This window comes from Exiguobacterium sp. s36 (assembly GCF_018618345.1).
GTDB classification, from domain to species: domain Bacteria; phylum Bacillota; class Bacilli; order Exiguobacteriales; family Exiguobacteriaceae; genus Exiguobacterium; species Exiguobacterium chiriqhucha.
On the sequence record NZ_JACSLW010000010.1, the window covers coordinates 1 to 12,625 of the forward strand.

Here is a 12,625-nt window from a genome sequence, read left to right on the forward strand (position 1 = left end):
TTCGTCCTGAGCCAGGATCAAACTCTCCAAAGAATTTGATATAGCTCTTTAAAAATGACGAAGCTTGCGCTTCATTCAAAAATTGTAAATCATTTTTGCCTCATCGTTCAGTTTTCAAAGACCAAATGTTGTCGTGTTAGCGACTTTTTAATAATAGCGATTTGACTTTTTAAAGTCAACCGTTTTTTATTATTTTTTTAATTCGCTTTCTGTTGTTCGTGTGTGAACAGCAGCGACGTTTATTAATATATCAACGCTCCCCATTTTCGTCAACTGTTTTTCTAAAAAAACTTTATTTTTTGTTTTACACTCTGTAACTGAACGAAGAACGTTTCAAACAAACAAGCCCAGACGAATGTCTGAGCTTGTACTAGTACGCTGTCACGATGATTTAGATGACACACGTTTCTTCGTTTTGGCCTTTCCCGCTGTCGACGGTTTGACGCTCTCTGCCTGAGCAGGCGCTTGGAAGCGATGCAGCATCAAGACTTGATACGCATTGGCAAACACGAGCGTCGCTAACGCCGGCCACAAGAGGGCGATTTCATCCGTCGCCTGTAGGGCTGGAATCCATTCGATCAACGTGATGACGATCATCAAGAAGAGCGTCGGGATGAACGCACTCGCGTTCGTCTGTTTCGCCTTACTCGTCGCGATAATCCAAGATACCATCACCAACACGACCATTTCACCGATATAGCGCCACATATGATCGTTGCCGAACGCGAGCATGCGAAGATATACCGCATCAAATAACGCAAAGGCGATCAATAGCACTTGCACGCGATTCCATAACCTTGGTCCTCGGAACAAGTCCAATCCAACCCGGTGGACAATCAAATAAGCAAAGAATCCCATCATGCTAATTCCCGTCCACGTGCTCGAGTAGCTAAGCGCCGTGACGATCGCTTCCCAAGATTGACTCACTAAATAACCTGGATTGGCCAGTAAGTTCATCACAAACCCAAATAACGTCCCGAAGACGAGCGTCGTCCAAAACAACCTTAAAAATCCTTGTACCTTCATTTGTGAACCATTACCCTTCTATCTGTTGAATGACCGCTTGTGCCAATCCATCGTATGTTTTCTCAAACGGATGCCCGTCCCGATAAACCGATGGGGCAAAGTCTTCTTCGTTTTCGTACGGCTGACCGAGCGGAATTTGAGCGAGCAACTTGCTCTTCAATGCCTCGGACAACTTTTCGCCTCCGCCGTAACCGAAGACATACTCTTTCTCTCCAGTCACTTTGCTTTCGAAGTGCGCCATGTTCTCGATGATGCCAAGCACTTTGTGGTTCGTCTTAATCGCCATCGCCCCAGCCCGTGCAGCGACGAACGCAGCCGTCGCATGCGGTGTCGTGACAATCAACTCTTGGCATGCCGGGAGCATCGAATGAATATCGAGCGCGACATCACCCGTCCCTGGCGGTAAATCGAGGAGCAAGTAATCTAGGTCGCCCCATTCGACGTCGTTAAAGAAATTATTTAGCATCTTCCCGAGCATCGGTCCACGCCAGATGACCGGCGCGTTATCTTCGACAAAGAAGCCCATTGAAATGACTTTCACACCGAACCGCTCGACCGGGATGATTTTTTCTCCACGCACGACTGGTCGTTCTTCGATTCCGAGCATATCCGGCACACTAAAGCCATAAATGTCCGCATCAATCAATCCGACTTTTTTCCCGGCCCGCGCGAGCGCGACGGCTAAGTTGACGGAGACCGTCGATTTCCCGACGCCGCCTTTCCCTGATGCGATTGCGATGAACGTCGTACCGGCGTTCTCACGAAGAATCGCCGGCTTTGTCGCTTCTTTCAAGCTCTCGTCATTGAGCGCCTCGAAGCGGAGGCCGACCGTCTTGAAACCTTTTCCTTTGAGCAACGTGACAATCTCTTGTTGAAGTTGAAGCTGTTCCCCGCTCCCGGTTTGACCGAGCGCGACTTTAACACTGACATAATCTTCTTTAATGCGAATATCCTTCACGCCAGCTGTATCTCCAAGCGTACGGTTGATTGTTGGATCGATCAACCCCGCCAATTCTTCACGAACTTGTTCTACTGTAAGCATGTGGTTTCCCCCTAATTTCTGTCTCGCTAACAGTATATCAAAAAAAGCGTTTTCTTGAGGGAACGGAATGCAACAATTTCATGAGCAACAAAAAAACTCTCCGCCCCAATGGACAGAGAGTTTGAACCAAATTGTTCGAAGATTAACGCTTCGAGAATTGTGGTGCGCGACGTGCAGCTTTAAGACCGTATTTTTTACGTTCTTTCATGCGAGCGTCACGAGTCAAGAAGCCTTTTTCTTTGAGGCTTGGACGGAATTCTGGGTCCGCTTGAAGAAGCGCACGTGATACGCCGTGGCGAATCGCTCCAGCTTGTCCTGTGAATCCACCACCGTTAACGTTAACGATTACATCGTATTTACCTTCTGTTTCAGTCAATACGAGTGGTGATTTTGCCATCATGATCAAAGTCTCATGACCGAAGTATTCTGAAATATCACGGCCATTTACAACAACTTTGCCGTCACCTGCAACGAGGTGAACGCGAGCCACCGAGTGTTTGCGGCGGCCTGTTCCGTAGTAACGTACATCTGCCATCGTTTAGTTCCTCCCTGTGTCCCGATTAACCGCGAAGTTCGTAAACTTCTGGTTTTTGTGCTGCGTGGTTGTGCTCAGCTCCAGCGTAAACGTGGAGTTTGTTGAATGATTGACGACCAAGTGATCCTTTTGGAAGCATCCCTTTGATTGCGAGTTCAAGCATACGCTCTGGACGTTTTGCGAGAAGCTCTTTTGCAGTTTGTGATTTCAAACCGCCTGGATGACCTGAATGACGGTAGTAAATCTTGTCGTTCAATTTGTTACCAGTCAAGTGGATTTTCTCAGCGTTGATGATGATGACGTGGTCTCCGCAATCAACGTGTGGTGTGAAAGTCGGCTTGTGCTTACCGCGAAGAAGTGATGCTACTTCACTAGTCAAACGACCAAGTGTTTTGCCTTCTGCGTCGATAAGGAGCCATTTGCGTTCTACTTCAGATGCTTTTGCCATGAATGTCGTGCGCATGTGGAATACCTCCTAAAATGTCTGTTTACTTAATTTTTTTAGTGCTTGTTTGATGCTTTATCATAATCCTAGTTTACGGGGCTAAGATTGTGGTTCATCTCTCAATGTGAAAATGAAATGCCAATGAATATAATACGATTTTATAGGGGGAATGTCAATCTACTTTTTCATAATTCACATTCCACAAATATAGACCGTGCGGTGGGGCTGTAATCCCAGCGCTACGCCGGTCTTTAGAAGCGAGCATTCGACTCACATCTGCCGGCTCATATTTCCCTCGCCCGACCTCAAGCAACGTACCTACCATAATCCGAACTTGGTTATAGAGAAAGCCCGAGCCGACGAATCGGAAGTACATCTCATCGCCTGCTCCAACGAGCTCCGCTTCATAAATTGTTCTGACGCGGTCCTCCACTTCCGCCTTCGTCACCGAGAAGGACGTGAAGTCGTGGGTCCCGACTAATAGACGAAGCGCCTGGCGCATCCGCTCATGATCGAGCGTATACGTAACCGTCACGGCATGGTGGCGTCGGAACGGATCGGCGTCGCTTCGGAAGAAATAGCGATACTCTTTCCGTTTCGCCCCGTACCGTGCGTGAAACGAAGCATCGACTTCTTCAGCCGCTTGGACGAGGATATCATCCGGTAACATCGCATTCAACGCTTTGACGAACCGATCGACCGGCATCGAGAGGTGCGTATCGAAGTGCAAGACTTGCCCTCTCGCGTGGACCCGAGCATCCGTACGCCCCGAGGCCACGACTTTCACGGCTCGGCTATGCATCCGCGCCAAGACGGCCTCCACTTCGGCTTGAATCGTGTTTCCGTTCGGTTGTACCTGATAGCCTGCATAGTTCGTCCCGTCATACGCTACCGTCAGTTTGATTCGCTTCATCCAATCCCTCGCAATCCGATTAGAATGAGTGTCACGATGACGAAGATGAGGAGTAACGCCGTATCACGGCGATGCCACGTCATCTCACGCAACCGCGTCCGCCCTTCACCCCCACGGTACCCTCGAGCTTCCATCGCCGTAGCGAGGTCCTCAGCACGTTTAAACGCAGATACGAATAAAGGGATCATGAGCGGGACGACCGCCTTGAGGCGATCCATGATTGGACCGCTCTTCAAATCGACTCCTCGTGCCTGTTGGGCCTTCATGATCCGATCCGTCTCGTCGGCCAACGTCGGCAAGAACCGGAGCGAGATGGACAACATGAGGGCGATCTCATGGGCCGGTACCCGGAACCGCTCTAACGGACGGAGCCCGGCCTCAATCGAGTCGGTCAGTTCCATCGGCGTCGTCGTCAGCGTCACGAGCGTCGTCAACATGACGAGATAGAAGAAACGGAGCGAGACGATTAAGCCCATGCGGACACCTTCCGAATAAATGGCGAACGGTCCGAATGAAATCAACTCGGTTCCCTCGCGATTAAAGAACAACTGCAACAACAGCGTAAATAGGATCAGGAATAGAATCATCTTCAGTCCGTTCCATAAATACCGCCACGACAGTTGAGACAATCGCACGGCGAACAACGTGAAACCGAGCAAAAATACGTTCGTCCATAAGTTATCCGCCAAAAAGACGATGGGAATGAAGGCGAGGATAAACAACGTCTTGGCTCGCGCGTCGAGTGTGTGGAGCCAAGAGTGTCCGGGAATGTACTGTCCGATAATCAAGTCGCTCCCCCCCTTCCTAGCTCGAGCGCAATCCAGTCCGCCAATTCGGTCTCTGTTCGGAGAGACGGTGTGGCGACCCCAAACACAGGGGCGAGTTCAGTGGCGAAACGGAGCACGTGCGGAATCTCGAGCTGGAGTGACTCGACAAGCGCCTCGTCTTTGAATAAGTCGAACGGATCTCCGTCAAAGGCGACCTGTCCGCGTTCCATGACGACGACACGTTCCGCATAGGCCAACACATCATCCATATCGTGTGAGACGAGGATGAGTGTCAAATCAAGTTCTTGTTTTAATCGTTTGAATAACGCCAGCATCTCGCGACGGCCGAGCGGATCGAGCCCTGCCGTCGGTTCATCCACGACGAGAACGTCCGGACGGCTCGCGAGTACTCCGGCGATGGCGACACGGCGCATCTGTCCGCCGGAGAGATCGAACGGCGAACGGCTCCAAAGCGCTTCATCGAGCCCGACAAGGCGTAAGGCGACATGAGCCCGTTCTTTCGCTTCGTCTTCAGACGCCCCGAAGTTACGTGGACCGAACATGACGTCGCGTTCGACCGTCTCTTCAAATAATTGATGTTCCGGATATTGAAAGACGAGCCCAACGCGGCGCCGAAGCGGGAGTAAGCTTTGCTTTTTATCGCGACGCTTCGTGATCGCACGGACTTCGATATCATCGACAACGACACGACCTTTTGTCGGCCGCAACAGGCCGTTCATATGTTGAACGAGCGTTGATTTTCCAGAGCCGGTGTGGCCAAGAAACGCAACAAGCGCCCCCGACGGAATCATCACATTCACATCGCGCAGCGCGGTTCGTTCAAACGGAGTATTCAATTGATATTGGTAAGTCACTTCTTCAATGCTAATCGGCATAGATGGTTCACCAACTCCGAATGTTGTAGCATCAGACGATCGAGTGGTATGCCCCGTTCCTTCAGTTCGAGTTGCATCCGGACAATAAACGGTACGTCGAGCTGAATGGCTCGTAACGCCTCCGGATTTTGAAACACGTCTTCGGGTGTGCCGGTCATCGCAATCTTGCCTTTCGACAACGCAATGATACGGTCGGCAAACAACACTTCGTCGAGCTCGTGGGTAATGGCGACAACGGTCATCCCTTCTGAGACGAGCTGTTGCACCGTTTCAATCACCTCTTTGCGCCCAATCGGGTCGAGCATCGAGGTAGCTTCATCGAGCACGAGGACATGCGGGCGCATTGCGAGAGCCGAAGCAATCGCAACACGCTGCTTTTGTCCACCGGATAACTGATGCGGTTCACGGTCCGCTAGTTCCGATAATCCAACGCGCGCTAGACTGTCATCAATTCGACGAACCATTTCTTGACGTGGAAGTCCCATGTTTTCGAGAGAGAATGCCACATCATCGCGCACGGTCGCCCCGACAAACTGGTTGTCAGGATTTTGGAAGACGACACCGATCCGTTTCCGAACGTCCCACACGTCTGTGGCGTCCGTTGGATCGAGTGTCTCAACCCGGACTTCTCCTTCTTGAGGAAGCAAAAGCCCATTCCACAACTTCGTCAAAGTCGACTTGCCAGAACCGTTATGGCCAACGATTGCGAGCCATTCCCCTTTGTATACGTCGAGTGACAACCCATTGAGGGCTGGCTCGGTCTGTCCCGGGTAACGAAACACGATATCGCGTACCATAATTTGAGATTCCATCTGCCGACTCCTTTCCGATGTGGAAACAGGGCAATACGTCACCGCATGCCCTGTTGACTGCCTAATGAATTAGACGAGTTCGATGATTACGACTTCCGCACCATCACCGCGGCGTGGGCCGACTTTCATGATGCGTGTGTATCCACCTTGACGTTCAGCGTAGCGTGGTGCCACGTCTTCGAACAATTTTTGGATTGCGTCTTTTTCTCCAGCGTTCTCTTTGCGAACGAATGAAGCTACTTGACGACGGGCATGAAGATCGCCACGTTTCCCAAGAGTGATCAATTTTTCAACGACTGGGCGAAGTTCTTTCGCTTTTTGTTCAGTTGTTTGAATGCGCTCGTTGATAATAAGGTCAGTTGCAAGATCACGTAAAAGTGCCTTACGTTGCGAGCTTGTACGGCCGAGTTTCGAATAAGCCATTACATTTCCCTCCTTCGTTTGAACTTAGTCTTCTTTACGCAAGCCCAAACCGAGTTCGTCCAACTTGAGTTGAACTTCTTCGAGTGATTTACGTCCGAGGTTACGAACTTTCATCATCTCTTCCTCAGATTTGTTTGCGAGTTCTTGAACCGTGTTGATGCCAGCGCGCTTCAAGCAGTTGTACGAACGAACTGAGAGATCGAGTTCTTCAATCGTCATTTCGAGTACTTTTTCTTTTTGGTCTTCTTCTTTCTCGACCATAATTTCTGCATTGAGAGCTTCGTCAGTCAAGCCAACAAAGATGTTCAAGTGTTCTGTCAAAATTTTCGCCCCGAGCGATACCGCTTCTTCCGGACGGATTGAACCATCTGTCCACACGTCTAATAGAAGCTTATCGAAGCTAGCATCTTGACCGACACGTGTTTTATCTACTTCGTAGTTCACGCGTTGAATCGGTGTGTAGATCGAATCGATTGGAATTACGCCAATCGGCATATCATCACGTTTGTTATCTTCTGCCTGGACATAACCACGACCACGGCGAGCAGTCAAACGCATGCGAAGCGTCGCGTTGTCAGCGAGAGTCGCGATGTGGAGCTCAGGATTCAAGATTTCAACGTCGCTATCATGGGTAATGTCTGCCGCAGTGACAGCACCGGCACTTGAAACGTTAATCTCAAGCGTTTTCTCTTCGTCCGAGTACACTTTGAGTGCTAACTTCTTGAGGTTAAGTACGATTTGCGTGACGTCTTCGACGACTCCGTCAATCGTAGAGAACTCATGAAGTACGCCATCGATTTGAACCGCTGTTACCGCTGCACCAGGGAGCGATGACAAAAGAATTCGACGTAGTGAGTTGCCGAGAGTAGTGCCATATCCACGTTCAAGCGGTTCCACCACGAATTTACCAAACGTAGCATCCTCGCTGATTTCGACCGTTTCGATCTTTGGTTTTTCAATCTCGATCATCTGAACCCCTCCTTGAGTGTATCCTGCCATGCAGCGCGAGCTGCATTGTATATGCTGTTTGTGCTAGGTAAGCCCTTCACACGCACAAGCGATTATACGCGGCGACGTTTTGGAGGGCGGCAACCGTTGTGCGGAACTGGTGTTACGTCACGGATTGCAGTTACTTCAAGACCAGTAGCTTGGAGGGCACGGATAGCCGCTTCACGTCCAGCACCAGGACCTTTAACGTTAACTTCTACTGTACGCATACCGTTGTCCATTGCAACTTTCGCTGCAGTTTCAGCAGCCAATTGTGCTGCGAACGGAGTCGATTTACGTGATCCTTTAAATCCAAGGTTACCAGAAGTAGCCCATGAGATCGCGTTACCTTGCGTGTCAGTGATTGTAATGATTGTGTTGTTGAAAGTAGAACGGATGTGTACCACACCGACTTCAACATGTTTTTTGACTTTACGTTTTGAACGTACATTTTGCTTACGTTTCGCCATTGTTCAATTCCCTCCTTTACTTCTTCTTGTTCGCTACTGTACGGCGTGGGCCTTTACGAGTACGCGAGTTGTTCTTCGTGTTTTGTCCGCGAACAGGGAGACTACGACGGTGACGAACACCGCGATAAGCGCCGATCTCGATCAAACGTTTAATGTTGAGTGAAACTTCACGACGAAGGTCACCTTCAACTTTGATTCCGTCAATTGCTTCACGGATACGGTTGATTTCGTCTTCTGTCAAATCACGTGTGCGTGAATCTTCAGATACGTTTGCAGTCTTCAAAATTTCTTGTGCTCTTGTTTTACCAATACCAAAGATGTATGTGAGCGAAATAACGATACGTTTTTCGCGTGGAATATCTACACCAGCAATACGTGCCATGTGTGCACCTCCTCTTAGATTAACCTTGTTTTTGTTTGTGTTTCGGGTTTTCGCAAATTACCATTACTTTACCCTTACGACGAATAACTTTACATTTTTCGCAGATCGGTTTTACCGACGGTCTTACTTTCATGATTATACCCTCCTCCTGGAAAAATCGGAGTTACTTGTAACGGTACGTAATCCGCCCGCGAGTCAAGTCGTACGGAGACAACTCGACAGTTACGCGGTCACCTGGAAGGATTCGAATATAGTGCATCCGAATTTTCCCTGAGACGTGCGCGAGCACCGTGTGGCCGTTTTCTAACTCCACTTTAAACATTGCGTTTGGAAGTGGTTCGACAACAGTGCCTTCCACTTCAATGACATCTTGTTTCGCCATCATTTATTCCCCTTTCTATATGAAGATATTTAGGAGCACAGACGATCTATCGCATTGTACTGTGAGAGAAGGATCCGTTACGGATCAGCACGAAGCAATAGAGCCTCATTCACCGGAATCGAGTTTCGTTAAAATCTCGTATCCATCGTCTGTGATGGCGATGGTGTGCTCAAAGTGGGCGCACATGCTACCGTCCACTGTCACAACTGTCCAGTTGTCAGCCAGTGTTCGAACATAGCGTTGACCAGCATTGACCATTGGTTCAATGGCTAACGTCATTCCAGTCTTCAGGCGCGGCCCTTTCCCCGGTGGACCATAGTGCGGAATTTGCGGTTCTTCATGCAAATTTTGTCCGACACCATGACCGACGTATTCGCGGACGACAGAGAAATCATGAGATTCCACATACGCTTGAATCGCATGCGAAATGTCTGTCAGACGCTGCCCAGCCTTAGCGTGCTCCAATCCTTTATACAGACTTTCTTCAGTTACGTCAAGTAACTGCTGCGTCTCTGCTGAGATTGTTCCCACTGGATACGTCCAAGCGGAATCTCCATGGTATCCGTTATAGTAGGCACCGATGTCGATTGAGATGATATCTCCATCGTTCAATACCCGCTTTCCGGGAATCCCATGAACAAGCTCTTCGTTCACTGAAGCACAAACGCTACCGGTAAACCCGTTGTAGCCTTTGAACGACGGTGTCGCACCTTGGCTGCGAATGTATTCTTCCGCGATCCGGTCGAGCTCAAGCGTCGTAATACCTGGTTTGATGTGCTCTTTGAGCACCTGGTGTGTTCGAGCAACAATTTGCCCAGCCTCACGCATAATCGCTATTTCACGAGGCGTCTTCGTGATGATCATTCAGTACCACCGAGTAACGCTTTGACATCGGCGTATACGACATCGATTGGACGATCTCCATCCAATGTACGAAGATACCCTTTTTCAGCGTAAAAGTCAATGAGTGGTTTCGATTGCTCGATGTTGACGTCAAGGCGACGGCGGACCGTTTCCTCTTTATCGTCTTCACGTTGCATGAGAGCCGACCCATCCACATCACAGATGCCTTCCACTTTAGGTGGGTTGAAGATCACATGATATGTCGCACCGCACGTTGGGCAGATCCAACGACCTGTCAAACGCGGGACGAGAATTTCCGCATCCACATCGATATTCACGACATGGTCAATCTGTTTTCCCAAATCTTTAAGCAAACTTTCGAGTGCCTCTGCTTGAGCAACAGTACGCGGGAATCCATCGAGTAGGAAGCCGTTTTTCGTATCATCTTGACTCAAACGCTCACGTACGATTCCGATTGTTACCTCATCCGGTACGAGTTCGCCTTTATCCATGAACGATTTTGCTTCTTTGCCGAGTGGCGTTCCGCCTTTGATTGCCGCACGAAACATGTCGCCTGTCGAAATGTGTGGGATTTGGTACTCTTCGACGATTTTAGCCGCTTGAGTCCCTTTCCCTGCACCCGGTAAGCCCATGAGTACTAGATTCATCTCAGTTAGCCTCCAGTTTTGATTTTCACAACACGTCGTAAACACGACAGGAAGGAAGGGTGTACCCTTCCTTCCGCTTTAACGGATAAAGCCTTTGTAGTGTCGTTTTACAAGTTGACTTTCGATTTGTTTCATCGTTTCGAGGGCTACCCCGATCACGATCAACAAGCTCGTTCCTCCGATTTGCACCGAAGTTGGGAGACCGGCAAGCTTAATGAAGATTGTCGGCATGATCGCAACGAGCGATAGGAAAATCGCTCCGAAGAATGTCAAACGATAGAGCAACTTCGTGATGTACTGTTCTGTTTGCGCCCCAGGACGAATCCCAGGAATATAGCCACCTTGCTTCTGCAGGTTTTCTGCCATCTGTTCAGGATTGACCTGAATGAATGTATAGAAGTAAGCGAACGCGATGATGAGCGCTACGTAGATTGACATTCCGATTGGAGCTGTCGTATCGAAGTAGGTCTGCAACTTCTGCGTCGTTTCCGGAGAAGCAATGAAGCTTGCAACAGTTGGTGGTGTCACCATGAAGGAAATCGCGAAGATAACCGGGATGACACCGGCAGCGTTTAGTTTGATTGGCAAGTGCGTCGACTGTCCGCCCACAGGGGTACGGTTCGCCGTGCGTTTTGCGTATTGAATCGGAATTTTGCGAGCGGCCTGTTGAACATAAATGATCCCCATAGTCACCGCAAGGATAACGAGCAATAGCACAACCAAGTAAACGATGTTAATGAATAACGCATCTCCAGCATTTTGGAGCTTCGTCTCATAAATCTGCGTGAAGATTCTTGGGAACCCAGCGACGATACCGGCGAAGATAATGATGGAAATACCATTCCCAACACCCTTCTCCGTCGTCATCTCACCAAGGAACATCAAGAACGCCGTACCGGCAGTCAGTACGATCGCGATCACGAAATAGGTTGCCGTGCCCCACGTCTCATTGACGAGACCTGGATAGAGGCGGTTAAATCCAAACGACAATGAAGTCGCTTGAATAAACCCTAAGATGATCGTCCCATAGCGCGTGACCGTCGCTAGCTTTTTACGTCCAGACTCGCCTTGTTTTGCCCATTCGGCAAACTTCGGAACGACGTCCATTTGTAAGAGCTGCACAACGATCGATGCCGTAATATACGGCATGATCCCCATTGCGAACAGGGAGAAGTTCTGTAAAGCATTTCCTCCAAACAAGTTCAAGAAGTCGAGTAGACCTCCTGAGTCAAAACGCAACACATCCGTATTCACCATCGGCACCGGGATATGGGCCCCGATGCGGAAAATGATGATGATTGCGAGTGTGAAGAGAATACGCTGTCGAATATCTTTCACGCGCCACATATTGGAGATCGTCTGAAACATCAGATCACCTCAACTGAACCGCCAGCTGCTTCGATCGCTTCTTTCGCTGCACCCGAGAATTTGTTGGCTTTTACAGTCAATTTTGTTTCAAGCTTGCCGTTAGCAAGTACTTTGATTCCGTCTTTAGCAGAGCTGACAACACCAGTCTCGATTAAGAGTTCTGGAGTAACTTCAGTACCTGCTTCGAAACGGTTAAGCGTGTCTAGGGAAACAACTGCATACTCTTTACGAGTAGGGTTGTTGAAACCGCGTTTTGGAAGACGACGGTAAAGTGGGTTTTGCCCACCTTCAAATCCTGGACGAACGCCACCGCCCGAACGAGCTTTTTGACCTTTATGTCCACGGCCAGAAGTTTTACCGTTACCAGTCGCCATACCGCGACCGACACGGTTGCGTTCGTGACGCGAACCTGGAGTTGGCTTCAATTCATGGAGTTTCATAGTGGCACCTCCTTATTTAGTAAAATCTTTATTATTCGTTGATTTCGTTTACAGTCACAAGGTGCGACACCTTTTTGATCATACCACGCATCGCTACGTTGTCAGGGACAACGACAGTCTGATGCATTTTACGAAGACCGAGTGTACGTACTGTTACACGCTGATCCTCAGGACGACCAATAGTGCTGCGTGTGAGGGTGATTGCGAGTTTCGCCATGTCTAATTC

General features: G+C 49.3%; 19 protein-coding genes. All 19 read right to left on the reverse strand.

Annotated elements, in window-relative coordinates:
* Nucleotides 1-381: 381 nt before the first annotated feature.
* The 19 genes from KNP95_RS14675 to rpmD all read right to left on the reverse strand — a co-directional run bounded on the left by KNP95_RS14675 (nucleotide 382) and on the right by rpmD (nucleotide 12,616).
* Nucleotides 382-1,002: a KinB-signaling pathway activation protein gene (locus tag KNP95_RS14675; protein ID WP_021066633.1), complete on the reverse strand. Its 621-nt coding sequence runs from the start codon at nucleotides 1,000-1,002 to the stop codon at nucleotides 382-384.
* Nucleotides 1,003-1,036: 34 nt separating this feature from the next.
* Nucleotides 1,037-2,068 carry a P-loop NTPase gene (locus KNP95_RS14680; RefSeq protein ID WP_214838137.1) on the reverse strand — a complete coding sequence of 344 codons (1,032 nt, stop codon included), beginning with the start codon at nucleotides 2,066-2,068 and terminating at the stop codon, nucleotides 1,037-1,039.
* Nucleotides 2,069-2,210: 142 nt separating this feature from the next.
* Entirely contained in the window at nucleotides 2,211-2,603 is a 393-nt protein-coding gene (gene rpsI, locus KNP95_RS14685; protein ID WP_021066631.1) for a 30S ribosomal protein S9, read from the reverse strand.
* Between the two features lie 25 nt (nucleotides 2,604-2,628).
* Complete coding sequence (gene rplM / locus KNP95_RS14690) at nucleotides 2,629-3,066, reverse strand: 50S ribosomal protein L13 (protein ID WP_021066630.1); 438 nt, start codon at nucleotides 3,064-3,066, stop codon at nucleotides 2,629-2,631.
* A 154-nt stretch (nucleotides 3,067-3,220) separates the two neighbouring features.
* Nucleotides 3,221-3,961, reverse strand: coding sequence for a tRNA pseudouridine(38-40) synthase TruA (gene truA / locus KNP95_RS14695; RefSeq protein WP_214838140.1), 741 nt, complete (start codon nucleotides 3,959-3,961; stop codon nucleotides 3,221-3,223).
* On the reverse strand, nucleotides 3,958-4,749 hold the full coding sequence (locus KNP95_RS14700; RefSeq protein ID WP_214838142.1) for an energy-coupling factor transporter transmembrane component T family protein: 792 nt from the start codon (nucleotides 4,747-4,749) through the stop codon (nucleotides 3,958-3,960). Before KNP95_RS14700 ends, truA begins: the two co-directional genes overlap by 4 nt.
* Nucleotides 4,746-5,624, reverse strand: coding sequence for an energy-coupling factor transporter ATPase (locus KNP95_RS14705; RefSeq protein WP_214838145.1), 879 nt, complete (start codon nucleotides 5,622-5,624; stop codon nucleotides 4,746-4,748). The genes KNP95_RS14700 and KNP95_RS14705 overlap by 4 nt, the downstream gene beginning before the upstream one ends.
* Entirely contained in the window at nucleotides 5,600-6,436 is an 837-nt protein-coding gene (locus KNP95_RS14710) for an energy-coupling factor transporter ATPase (protein WP_021066626.1), read from the reverse strand. The genes KNP95_RS14705 and KNP95_RS14710 overlap by 25 nt, the downstream gene beginning before the upstream one ends.
* A gap of 69 nt (nucleotides 6,437-6,505) precedes the next feature.
* Nucleotides 6,506-6,859, reverse strand: a complete 354-nt coding sequence (gene rplQ, locus KNP95_RS14715; protein ID WP_012727650.1) for a 50S ribosomal protein L17 — start codon at nucleotides 6,857-6,859, stop codon at nucleotides 6,506-6,508.
* A 24-nt stretch (nucleotides 6,860-6,883) separates the two neighbouring features.
* Nucleotides 6,884-7,828 (reverse strand): DNA-directed RNA polymerase subunit alpha, encoded by a 945-nt coding sequence (locus KNP95_RS14720; RefSeq protein WP_021066625.1) that lies wholly within the window; start codon nucleotides 7,826-7,828, stop codon nucleotides 6,884-6,886.
* Between the two features lie 92 nt (nucleotides 7,829-7,920).
* Complete coding sequence (gene rpsK, locus KNP95_RS14725) at nucleotides 7,921-8,316, reverse strand: 30S ribosomal protein S11 (RefSeq protein WP_021066624.1); 396 nt, start codon at nucleotides 8,314-8,316, stop codon at nucleotides 7,921-7,923.
* Between the two features lie 16 nt (nucleotides 8,317-8,332).
* The gene (gene rpsM, locus KNP95_RS14730; protein WP_021066623.1) at nucleotides 8,333-8,698 is read right to left on the reverse strand and encodes a 30S ribosomal protein S13; all 366 of its coding nucleotides are present in this window, start codon (nucleotides 8,696-8,698) and stop codon (nucleotides 8,333-8,335) included.
* 19 nt (nucleotides 8,699-8,717) lie between these two features.
* Nucleotides 8,718-8,831: a 50S ribosomal protein L36 gene (rpmJ, locus tag KNP95_RS14735; protein ID WP_003156543.1), complete on the reverse strand. Its 114-nt coding sequence runs from the start codon at nucleotides 8,829-8,831 to the stop codon at nucleotides 8,718-8,720.
* A gap of 30 nt (nucleotides 8,832-8,861) precedes the next feature.
* Nucleotides 8,862-9,080 carry a translation initiation factor IF-1 gene (gene infA, locus KNP95_RS14740; RefSeq protein ID WP_021066622.1) on the reverse strand — a complete coding sequence of 73 codons (219 nt, stop codon included), beginning with the start codon at nucleotides 9,078-9,080 and terminating at the stop codon, nucleotides 8,862-8,864.
* Nucleotides 9,081-9,185: 105 nt separating this feature from the next.
* Nucleotides 9,186-9,944 carry a type I methionyl aminopeptidase gene (gene map / locus KNP95_RS14745; RefSeq protein ID WP_021066621.1) on the reverse strand — a complete coding sequence of 253 codons (759 nt, stop codon included), beginning with the start codon at nucleotides 9,942-9,944 and terminating at the stop codon, nucleotides 9,186-9,188.
* Nucleotides 9,941-10,591 carry an adenylate kinase gene (locus KNP95_RS14750; RefSeq protein ID WP_029594431.1) on the reverse strand — a complete coding sequence of 217 codons (651 nt, stop codon included), beginning with the start codon at nucleotides 10,589-10,591 and terminating at the stop codon, nucleotides 9,941-9,943. Before KNP95_RS14750 ends, map begins: the two co-directional genes overlap by 4 nt.
* A 78-nt stretch (nucleotides 10,592-10,669) precedes the next feature.
* A complete protein-coding gene (gene secY / locus KNP95_RS14755) occupies nucleotides 10,670-11,959 on the reverse strand; it encodes a preprotein translocase subunit SecY (protein WP_021066619.1) in 1,290 nt (429 codons plus the stop codon).
* Entirely contained in the window at nucleotides 11,959-12,399 is a 441-nt protein-coding gene (rplO, locus tag KNP95_RS14760) for a 50S ribosomal protein L15 (RefSeq protein WP_021066618.1), read from the reverse strand. Before rplO ends, secY begins: the two co-directional genes overlap by 1 nt.
* Nucleotides 12,400-12,430: 31 nt before the next feature.
* Nucleotides 12,431-12,616 (reverse strand): 50S ribosomal protein L30, encoded by a 186-nt coding sequence (gene rpmD, locus KNP95_RS14765; RefSeq protein WP_021066617.1) that lies wholly within the window; start codon nucleotides 12,614-12,616, stop codon nucleotides 12,431-12,433.
* Between the last annotated feature and the right edge of the window lie 9 nt (nucleotides 12,617-12,625).